25 protein-coding genes are annotated in these 24112 nt (G+C 40.9%); 14 read left to right on the forward strand and 11 right to left on the reverse strand.

The window, feature by feature from the left end:
• Together BLQ57_RS15815 and BLQ57_RS15820 are read right to left on the reverse strand one after the other, a co-directional pair.
• Entirely contained in the window at positions 1–1113 is a 1113-nt protein-coding gene (locus BLQ57_RS15815; RefSeq protein WP_087940554.1) for a formylglycine-generating enzyme family protein, read from the reverse strand.
• A 145-nt stretch (positions 1114–1258) separates the two neighbouring features.
• Positions 1259–1807, reverse strand: coding sequence for a ferritin (locus tag BLQ57_RS15820; RefSeq protein ID WP_087940553.1), 549 nt, complete (start codon positions 1805–1807; stop codon positions 1259–1261).
• Between the two features lie 322 nt (positions 1808–2129).
• Between BLQ57_RS15820 and BLQ57_RS15830 the strand changes: the two genes are divergently transcribed.
• From BLQ57_RS15830 to BLQ57_RS15845, 4 genes are all read left to right on the forward strand, one after another.
• On the forward strand, positions 2130–2645 hold the full coding sequence (locus tag BLQ57_RS15830; protein WP_087940551.1) for a DinB family protein: 516 nt from the start codon (positions 2130–2132) through the stop codon (positions 2643–2645).
• 3 nt (positions 2646–2648) lie between these two features.
• Positions 2649–3440, forward strand: a complete 792-nt coding sequence (locus BLQ57_RS15835; RefSeq protein WP_087940550.1) for a PhzF family phenazine biosynthesis protein — start codon at positions 2649–2651, stop codon at positions 3438–3440.
• Positions 3437–4150, forward strand: coding sequence for a potassium channel family protein (locus BLQ57_RS15840; protein WP_087940549.1), 714 nt, complete (start codon positions 3437–3439; stop codon positions 4148–4150). The genes BLQ57_RS15835 and BLQ57_RS15840 overlap by 4 nt, the downstream gene beginning before the upstream one ends.
• 67 nt (positions 4151–4217) lie before the next feature.
• Positions 4218–5699: a S10 family peptidase gene (locus tag BLQ57_RS15845; protein WP_087940548.1), complete on the forward strand. Its 1482-nt coding sequence runs from the start codon at positions 4218–4220 to the stop codon at positions 5697–5699.
• A 36-nt stretch (positions 5700–5735) separates the two neighbouring features.
• On the opposite strand, the gene BLQ57_RS15850 is transcribed toward BLQ57_RS15845, so the two are convergent.
• The gene (locus BLQ57_RS15850; protein ID WP_087940547.1) at positions 5736–6614 is read right to left on the reverse strand and encodes a glutamate--tRNA ligase family protein; all 879 of its coding nucleotides are present in this window, start codon (positions 6612–6614) and stop codon (positions 5736–5738) included.
• A gap of 32 nt (positions 6615–6646) precedes the next feature.
• Between BLQ57_RS15850 and BLQ57_RS15855 the strand changes: the two genes are divergently transcribed.
• On the forward strand, positions 6647–7321 hold the full coding sequence (locus BLQ57_RS15855; RefSeq protein ID WP_087940546.1) for a DUF6503 family protein: 675 nt from the start codon (positions 6647–6649) through the stop codon (positions 7319–7321).
• Positions 7322–7376: 55 nt separating this feature from the next.
• Complete coding sequence (locus BLQ57_RS15860; protein WP_087940545.1) at positions 7377–8120, forward strand: carboxypeptidase-like regulatory domain-containing protein; 744 nt, start codon at positions 7377–7379, stop codon at positions 8118–8120.
• Here BLQ57_RS15860 and BLQ57_RS15865 read toward each other — a convergent pair.
• On the reverse strand, positions 8117–8602 hold the full coding sequence (locus BLQ57_RS15865) for a DUF4442 domain-containing protein (protein WP_087940544.1): 486 nt from the start codon (positions 8600–8602) through the stop codon (positions 8117–8119). The genes BLQ57_RS15860 and BLQ57_RS15865 overlap by 4 nt on opposite strands.
• 141 nt (positions 8603–8743) lie before the next feature.
• On the opposite strand from BLQ57_RS15865, the gene BLQ57_RS15870 reads away from it, so the two are divergent.
• On the forward strand, positions 8744–9541 hold the full coding sequence (locus BLQ57_RS15870) for a M48 family metallopeptidase (protein ID WP_449353811.1): 798 nt from the start codon (positions 8744–8746) through the stop codon (positions 9539–9541).
• Between the two features lie 44 nt (positions 9542–9585).
• On the opposite strand, the gene BLQ57_RS15875 is transcribed toward BLQ57_RS15870, so the two are convergent.
• Both BLQ57_RS15875 and BLQ57_RS15880 read right to left on the reverse strand, forming a co-directional pair.
• Positions 9586–10392 carry a 3'-5' exonuclease gene (locus BLQ57_RS15875; protein WP_087940542.1) on the reverse strand — a complete coding sequence of 269 codons (807 nt, stop codon included), beginning with the start codon at positions 10390–10392 and terminating at the stop codon, positions 9586–9588.
• A gap of 1 nt (position 10393) precedes the next feature.
• Complete coding sequence (locus tag BLQ57_RS15880) at positions 10394–11749, reverse strand: UDP-N-acetylmuramate--L-alanine ligase (protein ID WP_087940541.1); 1356 nt, start codon at positions 11747–11749, stop codon at positions 10394–10396.
• Between the two features lie 184 nt (positions 11750–11933).
• Here BLQ57_RS15880 and BLQ57_RS15885 point away from each other — a divergent pair, with 184 nt between their 5' ends.
• The 3 genes from BLQ57_RS15885 (at position 11934) to BLQ57_RS15895 (ending at position 15288) form a co-directional block, all read left to right on the forward strand.
• Entirely contained in the window at positions 11934–12626 is a 693-nt protein-coding gene (locus BLQ57_RS15885) for a lycopene cyclase domain-containing protein (protein ID WP_087940540.1), read from the forward strand.
• 81 nt (positions 12627–12707) lie between these two features.
• A complete protein-coding gene (dnaB, locus tag BLQ57_RS15890) occupies positions 12708–14285 on the forward strand; it encodes a replicative DNA helicase (protein ID WP_087940539.1) in 1578 nt (525 codons plus the stop codon).
• 4 nt (positions 14286–14289) lie between these two features.
• Positions 14290–15288 (forward strand): quinone oxidoreductase family protein, encoded by a 999-nt coding sequence (locus BLQ57_RS15895; RefSeq protein ID WP_087940538.1) that lies wholly within the window; start codon positions 14290–14292, stop codon positions 15286–15288.
• Here BLQ57_RS15895 and BLQ57_RS15900 read toward each other — a convergent pair.
• Both BLQ57_RS15900 and BLQ57_RS15905 read right to left on the reverse strand, forming a co-directional pair.
• Positions 15285–15773 (reverse strand): hypothetical protein, encoded by a 489-nt coding sequence (locus BLQ57_RS15900; protein ID WP_087940537.1) that lies wholly within the window; start codon positions 15771–15773, stop codon positions 15285–15287. The two genes, BLQ57_RS15895 and BLQ57_RS15900, sit on opposite strands and share 4 nt — an antisense overlap.
• A gap of 411 nt (positions 15774–16184) precedes the next feature.
• Entirely contained in the window at positions 16185–16520 is a 336-nt protein-coding gene (locus BLQ57_RS15905) for a tetratricopeptide repeat protein (RefSeq protein WP_087940536.1), read from the reverse strand.
• A 74-nt stretch (positions 16521–16594) separates the two neighbouring features.
• Here BLQ57_RS15905 and BLQ57_RS15910 point away from each other — a divergent pair, with 74 nt between their 5' ends.
• From BLQ57_RS15910 to BLQ57_RS15925, 4 genes are all read left to right on the forward strand, one after another.
• Positions 16595–17332 (forward strand): electron transfer flavoprotein subunit beta/FixA family protein, encoded by a 738-nt coding sequence (locus tag BLQ57_RS15910; protein ID WP_087940535.1) that lies wholly within the window; start codon positions 16595–16597, stop codon positions 17330–17332.
• A 35-nt stretch (positions 17333–17367) separates the two neighbouring features.
• Positions 17368–18336, forward strand: a complete 969-nt coding sequence (locus tag BLQ57_RS15915; RefSeq protein WP_087940534.1) for an electron transfer flavoprotein subunit alpha/FixB family protein — start codon at positions 17368–17370, stop codon at positions 18334–18336.
• Positions 18337–18342: 6 nt separating this feature from the next.
• Positions 18343–18939, forward strand: coding sequence for a bifunctional nuclease family protein (locus BLQ57_RS15920; protein ID WP_087940533.1), 597 nt, complete (start codon positions 18343–18345; stop codon positions 18937–18939).
• A gap of 86 nt (positions 18940–19025) precedes the next feature.
• Positions 19026–20309 carry a NupC/NupG family nucleoside CNT transporter gene (locus tag BLQ57_RS15925; RefSeq protein WP_087940532.1) on the forward strand — a complete coding sequence of 428 codons (1284 nt, stop codon included), beginning with the start codon at positions 19026–19028 and terminating at the stop codon, positions 20307–20309.
• Positions 20310–20391: 82 nt separating this feature from the next.
• On the opposite strand, the gene BLQ57_RS15930 is transcribed toward BLQ57_RS15925, so the two are convergent.
• The 3 genes from BLQ57_RS15930 to mnmA form a co-directional block, all read right to left on the reverse strand.
• Positions 20392–21867: a M28 family peptidase gene (locus BLQ57_RS15930; RefSeq protein ID WP_087940531.1), complete on the reverse strand. Its 1476-nt coding sequence runs from the start codon at positions 21865–21867 to the stop codon at positions 20392–20394.
• Between the two features lie 160 nt (positions 21868–22027).
• On the reverse strand, positions 22028–22735 hold the full coding sequence (locus BLQ57_RS15935) for a pseudouridine synthase (RefSeq protein WP_087940530.1): 708 nt from the start codon (positions 22733–22735) through the stop codon (positions 22028–22030).
• A 29-nt stretch (positions 22736–22764) separates the two neighbouring features.
• Entirely contained in the window at positions 22765–23976 is a 1212-nt protein-coding gene (mnmA, locus tag BLQ57_RS15940) for a tRNA 2-thiouridine(34) synthase MnmA (RefSeq protein WP_087940529.1), read from the reverse strand.
• Positions 23977–24112: the final 136 nt, after the last annotated feature.

Raw genomic sequence — 24112 nt, forward strand, 5'->3', positions numbered from 1 at the left:
CTACTCAGAGTCGGCTAAACTTAAAGCCTTTGGACTTGGATCTTTAACGAGCCTAAACCCTACATTAGAAGTTCCAGAGTCGAAAGCTTGCCCTTGTCTGGCACTGGGCCTGTAGTTGACACAGTAATTTTCCGCACATAAATAAGAGCCGCCTTTAATCACACGCTCTCGGGCATAAGGATTTTCAGGATTGTAGCAGGGGTTCATACCTGCATCGAGTTTGGGTGCTTCCCCAGCTAGTCTAGCCAGTTTCAAAGCATCATACCAATCGCTAGTCAATTCCCATACATTGCCAATCATGTCGTATAATCCATACGTATTGGGTGGATAGGTCTTGACAGGGGAGGTTCCTTCAAAACCGTCAGAAACTTTGTTTTCGTGAGGAAAAGTTCCTTGAAAGGTATTTGCTAGATAGGTCCCATTCGGAGTCAATTCATCTCCCCAAGCGAAACGTTTACCCTTGACTCCACCTCGGGCAGCAAATTCCCATTCCAGTTCAGAAGGTAATCTTTTTCCAGCCCATTCTGCATAGGCTACTGCGTCTGCATAGGCAATGTGTACTACAGGATGATTTTCTCTACCTTCTATATTGCTCTCAGGGCCTTCAGGATGTTTCCATGAAGCACCCTCGACCCATGACCACCAGAGGGTGATATCTTGAGTGGGTACAGGAAATGAAGGAGGGGTGAAAACCATAGATCCGGGCACCAAGACGGAATCATCCGGTTTTGGAGTGCCTGGAGGCACCTGTTTTTTAAGGTCTTCCCAGTCGGGTTTTTGTTCAGCTATTGTGATATAGCCTGTTTCTTCGACAAATTTTTGAAATTCTGAATTGGTTACTTCATGCGTATCCATCCAAAAACCTGAAACTTGGACATTCACTGCTGGTTTTTCGGCAGGATAGGCGTCTTTTTCATCCGTTCCCATAATAAATTCTCCACCGGGAATCCAGACCATTCCTTCGGGAGATTCCTCTGTGGGCTGTGGTGTCGAAGATGATTTAAAAGTCGGTTCTTCTTTTAGAGATTGGGTTTTTTCTTGGCAACTCTGGGTGATGAATAATATTAATAGGGGGAGAAGATTATATAAAGAATTATTTCGTTGTTTTTTCATAGGTCTGGAAATTACGAATATTCTCTGAAATGGAGATATTATCCAAGTATTGGGATTTTAAAACTATGCGTATTTCTTTTTTTAAATGCAAAAGGCAACCCATATCATTGATTTGGGTTGCCTTTCTTCAGGTCCGGGAAACTACTTAAGCTCCATCAGCAGCGTGTGCGGCGGCATGAAGTTTACCTAATTCTTGATCTATTGTCCAAAGTCCAATTCCTTCTTCTCCAATGATATCAAAAAGCTCTAAAGCTCTTCTTGACATGGTTTCCTCCTCTCGCTGCTCGGTCACATACCATTGCATGAAGCTAAAGGTGGCAAAATCTTTTGCAGAAAATGCATGATCCACGATGCTATTGATGGATTTGGTGACTTTGATTTCATGCTCTAGAATCAGCTCAAATATTTCACGAAGTGAATTGAAGTGATTTCTGATGCCAGTGATCTCTGGTTGAATCGCGTGTCCACCAGCTTCATTTACGTATTGAAATATTTTCATCATATGCATCCGCTCTTCGTCCGCATGGGTGTAGAGGTATTTGGCTGCATTTTCATAACCCATCATGTGGCACCAAGAGGCCATGGATAAATAGTAAGCGGAAGATTTGCCTTCCATCTCGATTTGCTTGTTCAGTAGTGCTTCTGTGTCATGCAGTAAAGATCGCTGCAAAGTGACTATTTCTTTTTGTTTCATTTTTCAATCCGTTTAGAATACACAAGTTAACTACTATTACGCTTTATAGTCTCCTTTGATTCGAAGCAACTCAAAATTTAGAATTGATTTAATTAAGAAGCCATAACTAGAGGGAATGAAGAAAGGCTTTTGTGACCTACCCAACTTAAAAATAGGATAGTGAAGAAATGCTTTCTTTGGAGTATTGGAGATGTTTTGAGGAAGGCAAGCTTTGATCTGATGCAAAATAACACAACAAATTAAATTTTAAGCAGAATAAGGTTCGTTTGATGCTAAATCTTAAATTTATCCCTGTACTAATAAATTGCTTTAAGAGTTTTATATGATTGACTTCTACCCACCTCAGAAAGGTGAATATTCTCCATATTTCGATTCTTACCTTTCACTTAACCCAAATAAAAATTTCAGTGAACTTATTCAAAGTCAAGTAGAGGAGTTTCGACTTTTCTTTGAGCAAAAACCGGAAGCTTGGGCAGATACTCCTTATCAGCCGGGAAAGTGGACACCCAAAGAGGTGTTAGGACATATTATAGATACAGAACGGATCATGACTTTTCGAGCACTTTGCTTTTCTAGAGGTGATCAAAACTCTCTTCCCGGCTTTGATCAGGATCCTTATGTTTTAAATGCAAAATTTGGAGCCGTTTCTTTAGCGCTTCTATTAGAGGATTTTGAAGCTCAGAGAAAGGCTCTTTTGACCTTTATCCAAACGCTTCCTAAGGAGTCCTTAGACCACTTAGGAACTGCCAATGGCAGCAAGATTACTCCTCGGGCTCTCTTTTGGATCATTCCGGGTCACTTTATTCATCATTTTACTATTTTAAAAAACCGATATTAATCCATGGAATTACCTATTGCTATAGTAGACGCATTTACAGATCGACCTTTTGGTGGCAATCCCGCAGCCGTTTGTTTGTTAGAAAGCGAAATTGACTCCAAGTTGATGCAATCAATAGCCACGGAGATGAACTTAAGCGAAACGGCTTTTGTGCTCCCTAAGGAAAATCCTGGACATTTCCATTTGCGCTGGTTTACACCCACTTTAGAAATAGATCTTTGTGGTCACGCTACATTGGCGAGTTCGTATTGGATGCTAAAGAAAGGTTGGACTAAGGAGGGAGAAAAGATCCATTTTCATACGCTAAGTGGAGAATTGATTGTCACAGTGGGGAAAGAGCTGATCCAAATGGATTTTCCTTTGCTATCCACTGAGGAGGACCGGCATCCATTTTTCAAGGAGGAGCTTTTTGGAACAAAAATCGTGAGAGCTGCTAGATTGAAGCGCAATTGGATTTTTGAATTGGAAAGTGAAGAGGCGGTCAAAAATCTGATTCCGGATTTTATGGCGATAGCTAAGCATAGTGAGGAAGGATTCATTGTCACTGCAGCTGGGAAAGAATTTGATAGCGTATCTCGGTTTTTTGGTCCCAATGTGGGCGTTCCGGAGGATCCCGTGACAGGGTTTGCACACTGCGCATTGATGGATTACTGGAATCAGCGTAACGGAAAGTCCAAATTGAAAGCCTATCAAGCCAGTAAAAGAGGAGGTTCACTTGAGGTAGAAAAAATGGGTAATCGGGTCTTGCTTAAGGGTAAAGCAATAGGAGTAATGGAAGGATTGATCAGCATATGATGGAAGAGAAAAGTAAAAATCCTCAAAAAGCCTTGCGTCTGATTAGACACTTTAGAAACTACTGGCTAACTGATATCAGTTTTAGCCTTCTTTTGATTGTCTTGCTATTTACTGTTTTTGTTTTGCCCATTTTGATTGACTACGGGCACGTGGATATGATCTTTTCCAATTTGGTTTTTTTGTTTCTGTATTTTACTGGAATTTGGTCATCTAGAAATCGTATTCTGATTTTTATCACCACAGGTTTATTTTTTACCCAGTTGGGCTTAAGAATTTTGAGATTTAGTGAGCTTCCTATTGAGTTTTATCTTTTGGAGCGTATTGTGGGTATAGTCAATATGTCAGTGTTTATCCTGCTTAACTTTAGGCTTCTATTTAGAGATAGAGAGGTGAATTTTTATAGAGTAATCGGAGCGGTCAATGTGTATCTATCACTTGCGATTCTAGGTGCTTTCGTATTTGAGATCATCAATCTTACCATTGGAAGCAGTATAGGGGGAGATGTAGAGCTTGAGGGGATTGATGATGATTATGCCAATTACATTTATTTCAGTTTGGTCTCTCTGACTACAGTCGGTTTTGGCGACTTATTTCCTGTCAATGTAATGTCCAAAATGCTTTCTACCTTTCTTTCTACGATAGGCATTTTGTATCCGGCGGTAGTCATTGCCAAACTGGTGAGTGAAAGTAAGAGTGGAAGCAATTATTGATTCCGTTAGTATAAAATCGGGTTGAAATTTAAATTTGACCAGTTAGTTTTCATCAAATTCAAAACCTATGCGAAAAATAACATTACCCTTTCTATTGTTTTTCTGTTTCTCTATGGCTTGGGCCCAAGAAATTAGAAAACTACCTGTGGAAACAAAGGTGGAAAAAAATCATGAAGTAAGTATCAAAGGAAAGCGTGTTCCTTACAAATCTACAGCAGGTACTCAACCGGTTTGGGATGACAAAGGTGATCCCATTGCTTCACTTTTTTATACGTATTATGAGCGAACTGATGTGAGCGATAAAAGCAAGCGACCTTTGGTGATCTCCTTTAATGGAGGACCGGGTTCAGCTTCGATTTGGATGCACTTAGCATATACAGGGCCAGTGATTTTGAAAATAGATGATGAAGGTTACCCTTTGCAACCTTATGGCACCAGCTCCAATCCTCATTCTATATTGGATGTGGCGGACATTGTCTATGTGGATCCTGTCAACACTGGGTACTCTCGAATTCTCGATGAAGAAACTCCACGATCTACTTTCTTTGGAATCAATGCTGATATCAAATATCTCGCTGACTGGGTCAATACATTTGTCACCCGTCAGAACCGATGGGCTTCGCCAAAATATTTGATCGGTGAAAGCTATGGTACTACACGTGTAGCGGGCTTGGTTTCCCAACTTCAAAATGCGCATTGGATGTATTTCAATGGAGTGATTTTGGTGTCTCCTACAGATATGGGAATCGAACGAGGTGGGCCAGTGAAAATGGCCAATTACTTCCCTTATTACGCCGCTACCGCGTGGTATCATGGTCAACTTCCTTCAGATTTGCAGGGCAAAGATTTGGATGAAATAATCCCTGAGGTGGAGAAATTCGCTGTGGAAGAAGCTCTTCCTGCCATGGTAAAAGGTGGAAGTCTAAGTGCAACTGAAATGGAGGCTATGGCAACAAAGATGGCGCGCTACTCAGGCTTGGACAAAGAAGTATTCCTTTCGAATAACTTAATGGTCGGTACCAGTTTGTTTTGGAAGGAACTGCTTCGTGATGAAGGAATGACAGTTGGTAGATTGGATAGTCGCTATAAAGGATTTGATCGCATGGAAGCAGGAGAGCGCTATGACTTTGATCCTGCTTTGACCAGTTGGAACCATGCCTTCGCGCCTGCTTTCAATCACTATGTTAAAAATGTACTAGGCTTTGAAACTGATTTAACTTATAATCTATTCGGTCCAGTACATCCTTGGGACCGTTCTAATGAAACGACGGGCTATGACTTAGGACAAGCGATGCGCCAGAATCCTTACTTGCATTTGATGGTACAATCAGGCTATTATGACGGAGGCACAGATTTCTTCAACGCCAAGTACAGCATGTGGCATATTGATCCCAATAGCAAGATGCAAGATAGGATGAGCTTTAAGGGCTATCGCTCCGGACACATGATGTATCTAAGAGCGGAAGATTTGGCTACTTCTAATGAAGATATTAGACAATTCATCCAAAACTCAATGGTGGAGGAAGGTATACCCGCCAAATACGACTAATTTGACCAAGCCTGGGATGTTTATCTCAGGCTTTTTTTAACTCGTCAAATAGGTTTTGAACTCTTCAAAATTAGAAATGGGCACTGGACTTTTTATAAGTTGGCCTAGAATAACAAAGATGTTGTTTAGGTTTTTCCCGCTCTTTCTTAAAGATTGGATCGAGGAGACGCCTTCACTTTTGGAAAGCTTTTTTCCGTCTAGGCCTTTGAGTAGCTGATGGTGATAGAATGCAGTTTTTAAAAACGAATGAACTCCCAGTTTTTCGGCCATTTGAAGCTGAGCAAGACTAGAACTGTATAAATCACTACCTCGCACTATCATGTCTACGCCAAAGCCTAAGTCGTCGATCAAAGAGCTAAGCTGATAGGAGGGTAGCCCGTCTTTTTTCCTTACTATTGAAAATGCCACATCCTCTGGGAGAACTTCCTCTTTTTTCTTTCCCCAAATATCAAAGATGCTAATCAGGTCATCGGAAAAGGAATCAAATCTCCATGAAGTGTCTTTTCGGGTTTTAGGAATGTTTCGGTTTTGACAGTGGCCAAGATAGTATCCTGAAGAATTCAATTCTGATATTTTTCTTCTTGAGCAGGTACAGGCAAAAAGTGCCTTAGCCTCCCAAAGTTTCTCAATAGCTTCTTTGTAGGCCTCCAATCGATTAAGCTGTGACCAATTGACCAAAAAGTCTTCTGGATTTTTAGGGCCAAGATCATAGTTGATTTCCAAAAAGTCCAAAGTTTCGAAAATATCTTCCAGGTATTCCATCCTAAATCTTTCCCTATCCAAATCATCAATTCGAAGAAGGATTTTAGCACCAGTTTTTTCAGCGAGAGCTTTGGTGAGCAGAAAGGAATAGGCATTACCGAGGTGTAAAAAACCGCTGGGTGTGGGAGCGATTCTAGTCAGGTTAAATTTCATTTCGTCAAATTAGGTAAATTGAGAAAAAAACGATGCGCAAGATATTTCTGATTTTCTTCATTTTAAGTTTTTCTTCATGTCAACTGGAAGAAAAAGAAGTGGATTCCGCCTCGGAATTGATCGAAAAATCCATCCGCTTCCATGATTCTAATGGTGTTTGGGCTGAATTCTCAGGTACGTTTTTGATTGTAGATAGTTTGCCTGCACCTAGAGAGAACAGGTCATATCAGGTTTCCTTCCAAAATACCTTGAATAAAGTCCATTATAGCATAGAAGATCTTGAATTTATCGTTTGGAGGGATTCAGTACAGGTATTTAAGGGGGAAATCGAAAAAGATCGGGCCTTAATGCTTCGTAATTATTACAGCTATTTGTGGGGGCTTCCGATGAAGCTCAAGGATCCCGGCACCCAAGTAGACGAGAAAATCTTAAGAAAAGAGCTTAATGGAAAGTCCTTTATGGTAGTGCGAGTACCCTATGAAAAAGACACTTGGTATTTTTACTTTGATCCTGAAACAGCCCAACTGGAAGCCTATAAGTTTTATCAGGATGAGCTAGCCCAGAAGGGTGAAATCATTTATTTGGATGGATTGGTAGATTTTGAGGAATTGTTGATTCCCAAAAGCCGAAGTTGGTATAGAACTGAAAATGGAGAGTTTTTAGGAAGGGATGAGTTGGTCTCTATAACTGCTGCCCAGTCTAATTAAGCATCTTTAACGCTCCAAAGAAAAGAATTAGCCTTTGTCTCTGTAAATTTCAACAATGAAACGGGGTTTTTATCTTCTTTTTTTGTTGAGCTTTGGGATCGCTTTGACCACCCATGGGCAATCTGCCTATTCTGGAAATATCTTAGACGCGAGTGACAGGCAGTTTCTCGAAGGGGTAAGTGTCAGTGTAATTGGCCGTGAGTCAAGAGATACTACCAATCAAAGGGGCTACTTTTCAGTCAAAGCCTTCCAAGGAGATACCTTGTTAGTAGAATTTGAAGGCTTTATTTCCCGTAAAATTTCTTTGGAGAAGGATCGGTTTCTGATGATTGAGATTCAGGATAATGCTCGTTTTTTACCCACTTTCGAAGTAAAATCACCAGGCTATTCCTATCGATTTAAAGATGGCAGATTAGTTTTAAGAGAAGAAGATGAGGAGGTGAAACCATCGAGAAAGGGTGAAGTGATAGCAGCGCCGCTGAGTAATGCGGACGGTACCGGAGAAATAGCCATCAGCGGGATGATTTCTTACTTTACCAAAAAAGCCCGATATGCAAGGGAATACGAAAAGAAAAAAGAATGGCACCAAAGAAGAAGCGGCTATTATGCTATCGTGCAGTCTGATTCCATACGGACCGAGCTCAAAAGAAAATTTGAATTGGATTCAGCAAATTGGGATGAGTTGATCATTCGCTTCAATCAGTTTCATGCAGCGCATGAATTTTTGGACTGGCCCGAATCTAGAGTTTTAAATCAACTGAAAGAGTTTTTGAGGATAGAAACCAGCTTTTTGGATTAAGCCTTACGCTTAAAGGACCAAGTGACATGGAAGCGGGCGACTAAGTCTCCACTTTGGTTTTTCCCCTCAGAGATCATGGTCAGTTGATTATTTTCGCCTACTTGAAGCTGATCAATGAGTTGAAAAAGCTCCGCTCCCTGATCGCAGGTGAAGGTGATTTTTTGGTTTGCTTTTTTGAAGTACTCTGCGCGAAAATCCACCACAAGCATGCTGAAAGAGCCCTTACCTGCCAAGGCTAGCTGACAAAGGGCACCTGTACTCAGTTCGGCGGCACCTGCTAGTGCAGCAAAATAGATGGATTTGAAAGGATTTTGACTTCTCCAAAAAAACGGAATACTCACCTCACATTTCTTAGCGTCCAGACTTTTTATTTTCAACCTCCAAAAGACAGCTGAAGGAAGTTTGAAAAGCATGGCAAACCAAAAAATGACCGGGCTGGACATTTTCTTTTGATAGGAAAGGGCTTCAGAATTTAAATTCATAGGATTTCTTAAATATAAGCTGCTCTGAAAGTAATAATAATTCGCTTAGGGAAGCTACTTGGAATACATTTTGAATTATGTTAGCTGCAATACTATTAACTTGCAGCGTAATTGTTTAAAATAATCAAATAGCTAGTTGAAATTATGAAAAAAATCTTAGCAATCCTTTTAGTGGTAATGGTTTTGGACGCTTGCTCCAAAGTGCCTATCACAGGTAGAAGACAACTATCGGCTGTTTCTCATGAAGAAATCATGCCTCTAGTAAATGAACAGTACGATTCAGTAATAAGTGAAGGAAAAGTACTCACGAATACTGCCGACGGCCGGAAAGTGGCAGAAGTGGGTAGACGAGTTTCTGAAGCGGTAGAGGCTTTTTTGATACAAGAAGGGTATTCTGAACTGGTCAGTGAATTTGAATGGGAGTTTAATCTACTGGAGTCTGATCAAATAAATGCCTGGTGTATGCCTGGAGGAAAGGTGGCATTTTACACCGGTATTCTTCCTGTCACGCAGGACGAAACTGGAATAGCAGTCGTCATGGGTCATGAAGTGGCCCATGCAGTAGCTTCACACTCTCGTGAAAGAATGTCCAACGGAATGATCGCTAATCTGGGGCTGAGTGTTCTATCTGCGGCCATGGGACAAAATCCAACCATGACACAACAGATATTTCTACAGTCTGTAGGTATGGGTAGCCAACTCGGTATGCTGAGTTTTTCTCGTAAACATGAATTGGAGGCCGACGAACTCGGATTGTTATTTATGGCGATGGCTGGGTATGACCCTCGTGAAGCACCTGTATTTTGGCAGCGAATGTCAGCTGCAGGGGGAGAGGCACCACCGGAGTTTTTATCTACTCACCCTGGCCCAGATCGGCGTATAGATCGTCTGAATGCCAACATGAACAAAGCTTTAGAATATTATAACAAAGCCAACTAATTCAAAAGAGCCCAAGCATTTTATAGTTTGGGCTCTTTTGATTTTTATCGCTGAGTAAGAGATCTAAGCCTTACTTGAGTCAGTTTTCGCTTGGTATCCAATGGGAAGTCCCCACGCATCATCCAGTCATAGTAGCCGGGCTCTTCTTTCAAAACCTGCTCTATGGTTTTGCCTTTATGCTTTCCAAAGTTGAAAACTTCAACGCCTTCGGAGTTAAAAATAAATCGTCCTGCTAAATCGACCATCTTCTCATTGATCAATTCATGCAGTTTTTTCATATCGTTTTCAAAAACGCCCAATTTATTCCCCTGCAAGTCTTCTACTTCTTCTCCTGCGTAGCGCTCTACCTGAGCTCTAAAAACGTCAAGAGTAGCTAAAGTATCTGCCTCTGCACTGTGGGCATTTTCCAAGGTCTTGTTACAATAAAACTTATAGGCCGCAGTAAGATTTCTTTTTTCCATCATGAAGAAAATCTTCTGAGCATCGAGAAGATTTCTCTTGTCCAAGTCAAAATCTATCCCTGCACGCAAGAATTCTTCTACCAAAAGAGGAATATCGTATTTCAGAACATTAAATCCGGCTAAATCAGCTGATCCGATGAATTGATGAATATCTTTCGCCAAATCTTTGAAGGCGGGGGCATTTTTGACATCCTTATCATAGATTCCATGGATCAAAGAAGCCTCTAGCGGGATCGGAATTCCAGGGTTGATCTGCTTGGTGTATATCGTTTGTCCACCATCTGGCTTTACTTTCACAATCGAGATCTCTACGATTCGATCTGTACTGACATTGGTGCCGGTAGCTTCCAGGTCAAAAAATGCTACTTCGTTTCTTAAATTTAAATTCATTTTAGTCAAATTTTGCTTTGATCTCTTCAAGATCCATGTTGTCATAATTACCCGAACTCATCAAAAGCAGGTTGCTATTTGAGTAATTCAGGCTATTAAGGTACGATTTTAATGCGTGACTATCAGTGAATAATTTCAAATCAGGTCTTTCAAAACCATTTCTTAAGGTTTCCTCATCCATGAGCTCGAGTTTCTTAAGTGCCACTGCGTGAGGGTTTAAATAAATTATGGCCACATCTGCGGAGTCCATAGTGCCGGCGTAATTAGGCAAAAACTCTTTGTTCAAGGAGGAATAGGTATGAAGCTCTTGAACGGCAATCAATTTCCTATCTGGAAATTGCTCTTTCACCGCTTTAGCAGTAGCTTTTAATTTGGAAGGGGCATGTGCAAAATCTCGGTATAAGGCACGATCATTTTTGGACTTGATAAGCTCCAATCGCTTGGCTGCACCTTTGAAGGATCGAATAGAATCATAGAATTGGTCTTCTGTGAGTCCGATTGATTCACAGATTTGTTTTGCGCCTTGAAGGTTTTGAAGGTTGTGCTGTCCAAATAGGAAAATAGGGATTTCCCCTTTGGGGCTTAAGAGTTTTGTTTTTCCCTCTTCAATTCGCGCAAGATGAGCCTTATATGGGCTCTTTTTCCCTACCAAATTACTTTTTTCCACAGCCTCTAGGACCAAAGGGTCTGCTTCACAATAAATCAACTCACCGCTCTCAGGGGTTAGCTCTATGAGCTGTCTAAACTGATCTTTGTACTCGTCAAAATCAGGAAATACATTAAAATGATCCCAAGCGATGCCGGATAATAACGCTATGTCATGCTTGTAATGAAAGAATTTAGGTCTTCGATCTAAAGGAGAAGTTAGGTATTCGTCTCCTTCGATAATGATTATTGGGGCATCCGAAAGCCTGACCATAAGGTCAAAACCTTCGATTTGAGCTCCTACCAAATAATCAAAATCTACCTCTTGATCTTTAAGTACATGCAAAATGATGGAGGTGATGGAGGTTTTTCCATGAGAGCCTGCAATCACTACTCGTTTTTTATCTCTGCTTTGATTGTAGATGAACTCAGGGAATGAAAATACCGGAATCCCAAGTCCCCTAGCTTTAATGAGTTCTGGATTGTCTATCCGAGCATGCATTCCGAGTATGATTCCGTCAAGGTCTTTGGTGATTTTTTCGGGAAACCACCCATAGCCTTCGGGTAGTATGCCTTTATCCTTCAGTCGGGTACGAGAGGGTTCATAGATTTCATCATCTGACCCAGTCACTTGATAGCCTTTGGCCAATAGCGCGAGGGCCAAATTATGCATCACAGCCCCTCCGATAGCAATAAAATGGTATTTCTTCATGTTTTGGTTTAGTCTCAGTATCCAAACTTAAATATATTTTTGACCGATAGGAACGGATTTAAAAATTTTATAATCTGAGCTTTTTTGAATTAATTTTTGACCAAAGAATATTTGCAGTAATTGTCCTAAACTAGTAGAGGAAAAGTTTTAAAATTTTATTTTTGCATCAAATTATTTTTGAGAAATGCTAGACGATAAGTTTGCTTATCTATCACTCGCTTTACTTTACATGCTTGCCTGGCTAGGAGTGTATAGGTATACGCCCTGGAAATCCGGTATGGTAAAGGTCGGGTTTATCGGAGGAATTATGGGAGTAATCGCTGAGGTATGGTACTTCAGGGACTACTGGCGGCCTCCCACTTTATTTTCAGAAGGAGGTGTGGTAGGGATAGAAGATTTTATTATAGGTTTTGCGCTTTTTGGAGTTTCAGGCTATATCCACTCGGCCTACACTAAAAAAAAGATCGACTATGAAAAAGAAGCACCTGCTCGAAATCTTCATTTCTTTATCCTGTTTTTGTTGGGAAGTGGCAGCTTGACTTTGTTTAGTATAGGATTGGGTTTTCATTCCGGTTATGTCACTTTCATTACCTTTTTTCTCCTTTCAGTCTATATTTGGATTCAAAGGCCCGATCTGATCAGTATTTCTATTCAGTCCGCATTTTTGACTTTGGGGATTTCCTTCCTGATTTATTACATCAATTTTAATTTGCTCTTTCCGCATTTTTGGGATGAATATGGAATGCTCGAAAGGCCTCTTTTGGGCTACAGGATTTTGAATATCCCTCTTTCGGAGATGCTATGGCATTTTACTTGGGCGATGCTTTGTAGTATGTTTCGCGGTTACAGAAATGGGGTGTATTATAAAGAAGTATGAGCCTGAGATGGATTGATTTTTGTTGATAAGTTCTTGAAAAATTGTTTAAAACTCTTGACTTAAAGCCAATACATTTGCTAAATGACTGATAAGCCGACCAACCCACGCATCACCCGTAAAAAACCCACTTTTGATAATCCTAATCAGCTCGGGAAACTCCCTCCTCAAGCCATTGATTTAGAAGAAGCTGTGTTGGGAGCTTTGATGCTGGAAAAAGACGCGTTGACCAATGTCATCGATATTCTTAAGGTAGAATCGTTTTATAAGGATGCTCATCAGGCCATATTCCAAGCGATCTTGGACCTATTTACAGATTCTCAACCCATAGATCTGCTGACGGTCACAGCACAGCTCCGTAAAAATGGAGCTTTGGAAGTGGCAGGTGGCGCTTATTACATCACAGAGTTGACTTCCAAAGTCTCCTCAGCAGCCAATATTGAGTACCATGCCCGAATTATCACGGAACAGTCTATCAAGCGGGAGATGATTAAAATCGCCTCCGAAATCCAAAGGGATGCATTTGAAGAGACTACTGATGTCTTTGAGCTTTTGGATAAAATGGAGCAATCTCTTTTCGAGATTTCTGAGAAAAATATTCGAAAGAACTACTCTGACATGAAGTCTATCATGCGAGAGGCGATTGCGGAGATGGAAGCAAAGAAAGATCAGAAAGATGGACTTACCGGTGTTCCTTCAGGATTTACGGCTTTGGATAGAGTGACTTCGGGTTGGCAAAAGTCTGATTTGGTCATTATCGCCGCTAGACCTGCGATGGGAAAGACTGCATTTGTTCTGACAGTGTTGAGAAATGCCGCGGTGGATCATAATAAGCCAGTTGCTATTTTCTCATTGGAGATGTCCTCCGTGCAGTTGGTCAATCGTCTGATTGCGTCAGAGGCAGAGTTAGATTCAGAAAAAATCAAAAAAGGATCTCTTGCCGAGCATGAATGGGCACAGCTTGTTCACAAAACGGCTAAATTGTCCAAAGCACCGCTTTTTGTTGACGATACTCCGGCACTATCTATTCTCGAGCTGAGAGCAAAGTGTAGAAAACTTAAAGCGCAGCACGATATTCAAATGGTAGTGGTTGATTACCTTCAGTTGATGTCCGGTGACTCTGGCAAGGGAGGTTCAGGAAACCGTGAACAGGAAATTGCCAGTATTTCCAGAGCACTTAAAAAAATCGCCAAAGAATTGAGTATTCCTGTGATCGCACTTTCTCAGCTTTCCAGAGCAGTAGAAACCCGTGGTGGAGATAAAAGACCACAGCTTTCTGATCTTAGGGAATCAGGCTCTATCGAGCAGGATGCCGATATGGTTATGTTCCTTTACCGTCCTGAATATTATGGTATTACCGAGGATGAAGACCATAATTCAACCCAAGGACTGGGAGAGGTGATTATCGCAAAGCACAGGAATGGATCACTAGAAAATGTGAAGCTGAGGTTTATCGGTAAATATACCAAGTTTACAGATTTGGATAATTTCTCCAATTATTCAAATGATGCCAAGCAGGAAGTAGGTTATACCACTAAGTTTGCTTCTCAATCCAGTGGAACGTCCTCTTTTGACCAGCCCAATACCATAAAAATGTCTAGTCGTGCCAATGATGACATGGATGATTTGATGAATACGAATACCAACCCAACAGATTTTTAAAACCATGCTTGGAATTACCCTGAATAGAAAGTTATCAAGTCAACTTGAGGAATTGAAATTTGAGCCTTTTTCAGTGGGTGAAAATCAAGTGAAGATTAAAATAAAGGCAGCGGCATTGAATCATCGTGATGAATGGTGTCGACAAGGACTCTATCCCAACCTGAAAGATGGTGTGATATTGGGTTCTGATGGTTCGGGGACCATTTCTGAACTTGGTTCAAATGTAACTTCTCTTCAAGTAAACCAAGAGGTAATAGTAAATCCAGCCATGAACTGGGGGCAAAACCAAAAAGTTCAAGGAAAGGATTTTCAAATCCTTGGTATGCCTAGTCATGGGACATTGGCAGAAGAGATCGTTGTAGATGCAGACCGCGTTCATACTAAACCGACGCATCTAAGTTGGGAGGAAGCCGCAGCATTGCCTCTTGCAGGGCTGACAGCTTATAGAGCCTTGGTCTACCAAGGTCAAATTCAAACCCGAGAGAAAGTATTGGTCACAGGGTTTGGTGGTGGGGTTGCCCAGTTTGCGACTCAATTTGCCCTAGCACTAGGAGGAGAGGTTTACGTCAGCAGTAGTTCTCCAGAAAAAATAAATAAGGCCTTAGCTTTGGGAGTTAAAGATGGTTTTAATTATAAAAATCAAAATTGGACATCAGAGGCTCTAGAAAAGACAGCGGGCTTTGATTTGATCGTAGACGGTGCTGTCGGTGATACTTTGAATGATTTAATCAAAGTAGCTTCTCCGGGAGGAAGAATTGTTTTTTATGGTGCTACGCTAGGTAATCCTGGAAAAATAGAAGCCCGGAAGATTTTTTGGAATCAACTCAAACTCATGGGAAGCACTATGGGCTCTGATCGAGATTTCAAGGACATGCTTGATTTGGTGACCCAAAAACAAATCAAACCCATTGTAGATCAAGTGTTTTCTTTCAGTCATGCTGCAAAGGCTTTTGATCGAATGAAAGCTGGAGATCAAATGGGTAAAATTGTATTGATACCTTAGATTTCTTGATAAGTCTCCTCAAATTCCTTTTTGGCTATTCGGTAGATTTCATCTTTTTCTGGAGGAAGTACTAAATAATCAAATGCTTTAGCAATGATAAGTTCGTCCCAAGGTGCCATAAAGTCTAAAATATCAGTTTGCCCAAAATGGGTAAGGTCACCTGATGAAAGCTGAACAGCCCAGATAAAATCTTTTGGTGCGTAGACAGCCCAGCCTTCGGAGAGCGCCTGCTTAATCTCATACTTACGTTCAAACATTTTTTTTCTGACAAGATACTTTTCGCCTGTACTCGTTTGGTTTTCAACCAAATAATCTCCCTCTTCTGAGACATTTTTTGATTCGATTCCATCTGAGGTTTTGGTGACTATCTCCAAACCGGCTTGGGTACTTTTGGCTTTGATCAATGTCTTTTTCTTAAATTTCTTTCCCTCACGCTCCACCTTGGGAAGGAAATAATCAAGCATGTTTTTTTGACTGATTTTCATGGCTATATTATTTTAATTGACAACCTCGACAGTTGAATTTAGGAGAAGCCCTGTTGAGTAAAAACCCCTAGGATCAATCTTTCTTCAAGAATCTCAAAAATTTGATTATCCGTAATTCAGCTGCTTTCTGGAACTAGAATTTTTCTATACATCCAGGAAATTTGGTGTATTTGAAAATACGAATATCTAAGTACTTTTCCTTTTGATTTAATTCAAAAAAGTAACAATAACCTAAGGAAATCATTGATTTTCTTTCATTTGACTTTCAGATTATCCTTATACACTGGCAAAAATCAACATTTATTTGCCTCTCATATCGAAAGGCTCAACTTTACCTAAGAATGTATAGACAGCGAAACCCTTACCTAGAAAAAATGGATGTATCCATGTCGTCCCAGAGAAAAGAAAATCTCAATCCTCTAGGTCATTTTCAAAAAGAAAGTTTTGATAACTGTTTTGAAGCTCTCGGAGGGCTTTGGTTTCAGAAGATTGCTGTGCCAGCTTAATTCCCTCTTTAAAAAAGAGTTGCGCTTGATCCCATTCCTCTATTTCCGAAAAGAACTGAGCTGCGGTGTAGTATTGGGGCAGGTATTTTGGGAATTTTTGATGAATATCAAGAAAGAGGGTTTTGGCCTGAATCGGATCTGATTTTTCATATTCAAGCGCTAGGGCGTACCAATTGAAAGGATTTTCAGGTTCATCCTTAATAAATTCTTTTAAGAGTTTTATTCGGGGTAAATTGGGCATAAATAGTTTTTTTAATTACCTTCTGACTGTTAATTTCACGCGAAATAAATCTTAAATAATCTAATCCTAAACCAATGAAGATTCTTGTTTGTATCACACACGTACCAGATACGACTTCCAAGATTCAATTTACTGCCGATAATACAAAATTTGATACCACTGGAGTTCAATTTATCATCGGGCCCTATGACGATTATGCATTGGCGCGAGCGGTTGAACTGAGAGATCAAACCGGTGGGAAGTTGACAGTCTTGAATGTAGGTGAAGCCGAAACAGAGCCCACACTTCGTAAAGCTTTGGCTATCGGTGCCGACGAAGCCATTCGGGTCAATGCATCTCCCAAAGATTCCTATTTTGTATCTCAACAGATTGCCCACTATGCTAAGGAAGGTAATTATGACCTGATTTTGATGGGTAGAGAATCAATTGATTTTAATGGTGGAATGGTGCACGGCATGGTCGGCGAAATCCTAGATATGCCTTCTTTTTCACCGGTGATGAAGTTAGACTTGGAGGGTTCTACCGTCAAAATGTCAAGAGAGATTGAAGGAGGTAAGGAGATCTTAGAAGCTCAACTTCCACTAATTGCAGGTTGTCAGGAGCCTATTGCCGAATGGAAAATCCCAAACATGAGAGGGATCATGTCAGCTAGGACCAAACCACTTAATGTCGTAGATGCTGTAGATACCGAAACTCAAGCTGAAGCCAGCAAGTACGAGCTTCCACCTGCTAAAGGTGCAGTAAAGCTTATCGACAAAGATCAAGTTTCAGATTTGGTCAAATTGCTAAAAAATGAAGCTAAAGTGCTTTAAGTTAAGTTATTTAAAATAATAAAAATCAGATTGATATGTCTATATTAGTATATATTGAGCATGCAGAAGGAAAAGTAAAGAAGACCAGCTTAGAGGCGGTTTCTTTTGCACATGCACTTGCTGCTCAGACAGGAGAAGGAGATGTAACAGCAGTAGCATTGGGAAGTATTGAAGCAGGAGAATTAGCAGCTGTAGGAAGTGCAGGAGCGGCTAAAGTATTGCATGCTTCTGATGAAAGACTAAGCGACGGTGTGATTCAGGCTCATGCCTCGGCAGTTGCCCAAGCTTTCGAAATATTAAACGCAAGCACTTTAGTTTTAGCTAAATCCTCTCTTGGGGATGCTGTAGCGGCTCGTCTGGCGATCAAATTGAAGGCTGGTCTTGTCTCCAATGTGGTGGAGCTACCGGACACAGGTGCTGGCTATGCGGTGAAGCGAAGTATTTATACCGGAAAAGCTTTTGCAGTGACTTCTTTGACTACCGAGAAGAAAATATTGGCCGTTAAGAAAAATGCCATTGACTTAAAAACAGATGGGGGCGATGCAGTAGTGGAGACACTGGATGTGTCTGTTGCCGATTCTGATTTTGCTTCAAAAATAATCAGCACCGAACGAGCTACAGGAGATATTCTACTTCCTGAAGCTGATATTGTGGTCTCTGGTGGTAGAGGAATGAAAGGGCCGGAAAACTGGGGAATGATAGAAGACCTGGCAAAAACACTAGGGGCTGCGACAGGCTGCTCCAAGCCTGTTTCTGATATCGGATGGAGACCTCATCATGAGCACGTAGGGCAGACAGGTGTAAAAGTCGCGCCATCTTTGTACGTTGCAATAGGAATTTCAGGCGCTATTCAACATCTTGCAGGTGTAAACTCCTCAAAGTGTATTGTTGTCATCAACAAAGACCCTGAGGCGCCATTTTTCAAGGCAGCCGATTATGGCATAGTAGGTGATGCATTTGAGGTAGTTCCGAAACTGAATGAAGCACTAAAAGCTGAACTATAAAATTTTGTGGAAAAACTCATAGAACTTGAGATTTTAGGTCTTTCATCCAATCATTCTCAATCCGGGTCATTTACCTTGGTATTGGGAGAGGTAGGAGGTATCAGAAGGTTGCCTATTGTAATCGGGATGTTTGAAGCTCAGGCGATTGCCCTAGAGATCGAAAAAATCGTTCCCAATAGGCCTATGACTCATGATTTATTTAAATCCTTCGCTACAGGTTTTAATTATGACTTGGAGCGTATAGTCATTACTGATATGAAGGAAGGTGTATTTTATGCTAAAATCCAGTGCAAAAGTGAGCGTCTTGAGACTGAAATAGATGCGAGGCCATCAGATGCGATAGCCATAGCGATTCGTTTTGGCTGTCCTATCTTTTGCAGTGACAAGGCTATGGCTGAAGGAGCAGTGGAACACTTCGAAGTGGAAGGGGAAGAGACCAAACAAACTCAGTCTGCGCCTGCACAAAAGTTCTCCGCAAAAAAAGAACCCTCATTGAAGGATTTTAGCTTAGATAAGCTCAATCAAATGCTCGACAAAGCGATATCCAATGAGGATTATGAAAAAGCTGCCCGCATTAGGGATGAAATAAATAAGAGAAACTAATTGATTCTAAAAGTCCTGAGAAATCAGGACTTTTTTCTTGTGTAGGACTTGCCTATTTTTAGCGCTTGATTTGAATAAAAAATTGCATGGATTATATAAGAGGAGTCTTCGGACTAGTAGTCATAGTTCTGGTGGCTTTTATTTTTTCTAACAATAAACGTCATATTGACTGGAGATTAGTGGGGATTGGCATTACCCTTCAACTGGTTTTTGGATTTCTCATCACCAAAGTTCCAATTGTAGCTAGTGGATTTGCCTTCATGAGTGAAGGGTTTGTAAAGTTTTTAAGTTTTAGTGAAGATGGAGCTCGATTTATATTTGGCGATCTAGCAGGGGATAGTTTTGGGTTTATTTTTGCCTTTAAAGTATTGCCTACCATTATCTTTTTCTCCACAGTTTCTGCGGGCTTATATTATTTAGGAGTTCTCCAGAAGATAGTATTTGGCATTGCTTGGGTTATGGCGAGGACGATGAGGCTTTCTGGTCCAGAAAGTCTTTCAGCAGCCGGAAATATATTCTTGGGTCAGACAGAAGCTCCTTTGCTGGTCAGACCATTCATTCCGCAGATGAGTAAGTCTGAGCTGATGTGCTTGATGACAGGTGGAATGGCAACTATAGCTGGTGGAGTTTTGGCTGGATATGTGGCTTTTTTGGGTGGTGATAGTCTAGAGGAGCAAAGTCGCTTTGCTGCCTATCTTCTGGGAGCGAGTATTATGAATGCTCCTGCTGCGATCGTTCTTTCCAAGATTTTCATTCCCGAGGTAGAAAAAGAACGTGTTCAGGAAAAGCTTGAAGTCAATGAAGAGGCAATGGGAGTCAATCTCATCGATGCGATGTCTATAGGTGCTTCTGAAGGATTAAAATTAGCATTGAACGTAGGTGCGATGCTTTTGGCATTTATCGCAGTGATTGCAGCTGTCAATTATATTTTGTCAGGGATAATCGGTGAGGCCACTGGCTTAAATGCATTTGTTGTCAATTCTACTAATGGCCAATTTGCCGGATTTTCTTTAGAATATATTTTTGGACAAATCTTTAGGATGTTTGCCTGGGTGATCGGAGTCGAATGGGCTGATACCTTGCAAATTGGTAGCTTGCTTGGCCAAAAAACGGTCATCAATGAATTTGTAGCCTATTTGAGCCTTTCGGAAATGAAGGAAGCTGGTACGCTCTCAAGCAAGTCTATTGTGATCGCCACTTATGCACTTTGTGGTTTTTCTAATTTTAGTTCTATCGCCATTCAGCTTGGAGGCATTTCTATCATCGCTCCAAACCAGCAAGGAAACTTAAGTCGACTAGGATTAAAATCATTAGCAGCGGCTTCATTGGCCTGTTTAATGACTGCAACTATTGCTGGTATGCTTTTCTAAGAAGAAACCGACCACAAAAATTCGAAAACTAAAAAGCCTGATTTCAATTAAGAAATCAGGCTTTTTTAATAGACCGCAACTATTACTGATCTCCGTAGAGTTCTTTACTTGCTTTCTCATATTTATCTCCTGCAGTCCAAATTGGCTTTTGGTCCCAATTGGCGATTCTTTCTGCAGACAGGATGTAAGATTTCCAATATTTCACTGCATAGTCTAAATCAAAATTATCAACTTGATCTCCAGGCCTGTGGTAATACTTCTGGATCTCATCATCAAATGCTTGGAATCCAAGACTAAAGGTAGGTGCCGGGATCCCTTTTTTTGCAAAATTGACATTGTCTGATCGATCGTAGAGCCCTTGTTCAGGAGCTGGATCTGGAATAGCTTCCAAGCCAAATTCTGACACAGCAGAAATAATCTCATCATCGGCGGAGGTCCTTCCCAATCCTATGACGGTAATGACCGAGGTGTCATTGTAGCCCCCATTATCAATATTGAGATTGTAAATGATTTTATTTAGGGGGACCAATGGATTTTCTGAAAAATAAGCAGAACCTAGTAGTCCCTTTTCTTCAGCAGTCCATAAAGCTAATAGGATGGATCGCTTTGGCGGATTTTTTGCAAAATACTTCGCAGCATTGATAACGGCTACAGTACCTACCGCATTGTCTCTAGCGCCATTATAGATGGAGTCTCCCGTTTCGTCCGGAGTACCAACACCTACGTGATCATAGTGGGCGGAGAGCATCAAGTATTCGTTTTTCAATTCCGGATCAGTTCCTTCTATCCAAGCAACGACATTTTTACCAGTTACTTTTCGAATATTTTTGCCCTTAATTTCCATTTTGGCAGAAGTGAGATTGCCTTCGGTAATTGCCTCACGTATTGAATTATCCAAGTCCTTAACCCAAATGTAAGGTAGGTCTGAACTTGCTCCCTGGTCAAGTCCAAGCGTAGTTCGGTTTAAGAAATTTGATACCAATTGCCATGGCACAGCGGGTATATTAAATCGCTCTATTAAACCTATAGCGCCAGCTTTTTGTGCTCTGGCTACTTTTTCTCTTCCCAAAGAAAAAAGGTCGGCAGGGCTCATTCTATCAGGCGCACCGACATTTGATATAAGTAATTTTCCTTTTAAGTCTTTTCCTTCAAAGTCCTCTTCCAGACCAAAGCCGATTTCGGCTAACTCATAGCTGCCTTCAACTGATTTCCCATCAAGAACCAGCAGGTCTGTTCCTTGAGTGTAAACTTTTTCTCCAAGAGAAACTGTACCAGTACTAGGGGGGGATGAAACCTGGAAGGGGATATTTTGGAAATACCCATCTGCCTGAGAAAAGGGTTTTGCACCGTATTTTTCAAGCTGTTCTGCAATGTAATTGGCTGCTAGCTCGATCTCTGGTCTGATTGGATCTCTACCCATCAATTCATCCGAAGCCAAGTAGGTAAAGTGGCCAATGGCCTCTTTTTGTTTAAAGTTTTTTTCAACTGCCTTTTTTTGTGCTAAAGCGGGAGTGGCTAAGAGACCTACCATTCCAAAGGCGATACATATTTTTTTCATAGGCTTTGTAATAATTTCGATGATAAAACCCGGTTTGAAGGCGGGTAGGGAATTTGGTTTTAATGGCAAATATTGATCCTTAGAAAGTCAGAAGATGCCTTTTTTCTAGAGATAATTGATGAAGGCAAAATAATGCAAATAGAGGAAAGGAAGATGCTACTTATATAAATTGATGGTAATTCATTCCGATTTTATGTAAAATAGTTCGAAAATGTACAGGAATTGGCGCTCTTAGCGCAATAGTCTCGTTCTGATAGGGTTGCTTCAGCTCCAGTTGGTAAGCATGTAGGAGCAGGTTTTCCAATCCAAATTCCTCAAAGAAAAAGTGATTTTGCTTATTATTTCCATGCTTTTTATCACCAAGGATATAATGCCGGAGATGTGCTAAATGCCTTCTTATTTGGTGGGTTCTGCCTGTTTTTGGGCTCATCATGATCAGAGAATAGCGAGAAGTGGGATACCTGCCGGTCGTATCGTATGGAATTTCGATTTCCTCTACTACCGAAAAATCCGTGACGGCCTCTTGAAGCTTTTTGGATCTCTCATTTTCCAATGGATAATCAATAGTTCCTTTCTTTTCTGAAAGATGTCCACGGACGAGTGCCAAATAGTTTTTATGCACCATTCGCTCTGCAAATTGAGCTTTAAGCAGTGGAAGGGATTCTTTCGTTTTAGAAAAGAGTAAAATGCCACTAGTTGGGCGGTCTATCCGATGAGCTGGGTGCACGTGGCAGCCGATTTGATCTCTAAGCTTTTGAATGGCAAATTCCGCTTGCTCATCGGCTGCGATGGAAGTTCGGTGGACCAATAGACCTGAAGGTTTATTAATCGCTATTAATTGCTCGTCTTCATAAATTATTTCGAGCATAGAGCTATTCGGTTCAAAGTGGGAGATGTTTAAAAGATAGTACCTGAACCTATACACTCATTTTGAGCATACCAAGCGACAAATTGACCTGATGCAATGCCCTTTTGAGCTTCTTCAAAAATCACATAAAGACCATTTTCTCGCTGAATAAGTTGCACGGGTGAAAGAGGCTGTCTGTATCTGATTCGGGCATAATAGCTTGCTTTTTGACCTGTGGTCAATTTTAAATCTTCCCTGATCCAGTGGATTTGATCATTTTTCACAAAAAGAGCATTGCGGAGTAACCCTGGGTGATCTTCACCTAATCCTGTGTAGATGATGTTTTCTTTGGTATCCGTAGCGATCACAAAGAGGGGTTTACCTGTTCCTCCGACATTCAAACCCTTACGCTGTCCAACGGTGAAATAATGTGCACCATTGTGCTCACCTACTACTTTACCTTGGTTTTGTTGGTAGTGAATGGGATGGGACAGCTGTATGAGCTCAGACTCTGAGAAATCCTCATACTCAAGGTCAGTAGGTACTTTAAACCGCTCCAAAACCTTCAATTCAGCTGGTATTTGAATGATTTTCCCCTTTTTTGGTTTTAGCTGCTGCTGCAAAAACTCAGGCAACCTCACTTTACCAATAAAGCAAAGTCCTTGTGAGTCTTTTTTTTCTGCGGTTATCAGATCCAAATCCTTGGCGATTTTTCGGACTTCTGATTTTTGGAGATGACCTATTGGGAAAAGCGCTTTGGCTAATTGGTCTTGCGCTAATTGACAGAGAAAATAGGATTGATCTTTGTTGGGGTCGGCACCCGCAAGCAGTTGATAGACGGTTTTCCCATTGACCTCGATTTCACCTTTTTGACAATAGTGTCCGGTAGCTACAAAGTCCGCTTTTAATTTTTGCGCAGCTTTTAAAAAAATATCAAACTTGATTTCTCTATTGCACAGAATATCAGGGTTGGGAGTCCTTCCCGCTTCATATTCGGAAAACATGTAGTCCACTATTCGCTCCTGATAGTCTTCGCTCAAGTCGATAGCTTGAAATGGAATCCCCAGCTTTTCTGCTACAAGCATTGCATCGGTAGAATCTTCCATCCATGGACATTCGTTGGAAATGGTGACGGATTCATCATGCCAGTTTTTCATAAACATCCCAATGACTTCGTAGCCTTGCTCGATGAGGAGATGTGCTGCGACAGAACTGTCAACTCCACCAGATAATCCGACGACCACTCTTGCTTTCTTTTTCATATTCAAATCAATTTATGGATTCAAGGTCCATACGATTAGATGCACGTAAAACTGAGACCTTTCTTATTCAGTTCAAAATTCTCTACGAAAATCCTTTCATTTAATTGATTTAAGCTTGACCAATCCCAAAAATAGG

The organism is Algoriphagus faecimaris (assembly GCF_900101705.1).
GTDB lineage: Bacteria > Bacteroidota > Bacteroidia > Cytophagales > Cyclobacteriaceae > Algoriphagus > Algoriphagus faecimaris.

Bases quoted from the DNA above. Each gene is read 5' to 3' on its own strand.
- BLQ57_RS15815 (WP_087940554.1), bottom strand. From the start codon at position 1,113: ATGAAAAAACAACGAAATAATTCTTTATATAATCTTCTCCCCCTATTA.
- BLQ57_RS15820 (WP_087940553.1), bottom strand. From the start codon at position 1,807: ATGAAACAAAAAGAAATAGTCACTTTGCAGCGATCTTTACTGCATGAC.
- BLQ57_RS15830 (WP_087940551.1), top strand. From the start codon at position 2,130: ATGATTGACTTCTACCCACCTCAGAAAGGTGAATATTCTCCATATTTC.
- BLQ57_RS15835 (WP_087940550.1), top strand. From the start codon at position 2,649: ATGGAATTACCTATTGCTATAGTAGACGCATTTACAGATCGACCTTTT.
- BLQ57_RS15840 (WP_087940549.1), top strand. From the start codon at position 3,437: ATGATGGAAGAGAAAAGTAAAAATCCTCAAAAAGCCTTGCGTCTGATT.
- BLQ57_RS15845 (WP_087940548.1), top strand. From the start codon at position 4,218: ATGCGAAAAATAACATTACCCTTTCTATTGTTTTTCTGTTTCTCTATG.
- BLQ57_RS15850 (WP_087940547.1), bottom strand. From the start codon at position 6,614: ATGAAATTTAACCTGACTAGAATCGCTCCCACACCCAGCGGTTTTTTA.
- BLQ57_RS15855 (WP_087940546.1), top strand. From the start codon at position 6,647: ATGCGCAAGATATTTCTGATTTTCTTCATTTTAAGTTTTTCTTCATGT.
- BLQ57_RS15860 (WP_087940545.1), top strand. From the start codon at position 7,377: ATGAAACGGGGTTTTTATCTTCTTTTTTTGTTGAGCTTTGGGATCGCT.
- BLQ57_RS15865 (WP_087940544.1), bottom strand. From the start codon at position 8,602: ATGAATTTAAATTCTGAAGCCCTTTCCTATCAAAAGAAAATGTCCAGC.
- BLQ57_RS15875 (WP_087940542.1), bottom strand. From the start codon at position 10,392: ATGAATTTAAATTTAAGAAACGAAGTAGCATTTTTTGACCTGGAAGCT.
- BLQ57_RS15880 (WP_087940541.1), bottom strand. From the start codon at position 11,749: ATGAAGAAATACCATTTTATTGCTATCGGAGGGGCTGTGATGCATAAT.
- BLQ57_RS15885 (WP_087940540.1), top strand. From the start codon at position 11,934: ATGCTAGACGATAAGTTTGCTTATCTATCACTCGCTTTACTTTACATG.
- dnaB (WP_087940539.1), top strand. From the start codon at position 12,708: ATGACTGATAAGCCGACCAACCCACGCATCACCCGTAAAAAACCCACT.
- BLQ57_RS15895 (WP_087940538.1), top strand. From the start codon at position 14,290: ATGCTTGGAATTACCCTGAATAGAAAGTTATCAAGTCAACTTGAGGAA.
- BLQ57_RS15900 (WP_087940537.1), bottom strand. From the start codon at position 15,773: ATGAAAATCAGTCAAAAAAACATGCTTGATTATTTCCTTCCCAAGGTG.
- BLQ57_RS15905 (WP_087940536.1), bottom strand. From the start codon at position 16,520: ATGCCCAATTTACCCCGAATAAAACTCTTAAAAGAATTTATTAAGGAT.
- BLQ57_RS15910 (WP_087940535.1), top strand. From the start codon at position 16,595: ATGAAGATTCTTGTTTGTATCACACACGTACCAGATACGACTTCCAAG.
- BLQ57_RS15915 (WP_087940534.1), top strand. From the start codon at position 17,368: ATGTCTATATTAGTATATATTGAGCATGCAGAAGGAAAAGTAAAGAAG.
- BLQ57_RS15925 (WP_087940532.1), top strand. From the start codon at position 19,026: ATGGATTATATAAGAGGAGTCTTCGGACTAGTAGTCATAGTTCTGGTG.
- BLQ57_RS15930 (WP_087940531.1), bottom strand. From the start codon at position 21,867: ATGAAAAAAATATGTATCGCCTTTGGAATGGTAGGTCTCTTAGCCACT.
- BLQ57_RS15935 (WP_087940530.1), bottom strand. From the start codon at position 22,735: ATGCTCGAAATAATTTATGAAGACGAGCAATTAATAGCGATTAATAAA.
- mnmA (WP_087940529.1), bottom strand. From the start codon at position 23,976: ATGAAAAAGAAAGCAAGAGTGGTCGTCGGATTATCTGGTGGAGTTGAC.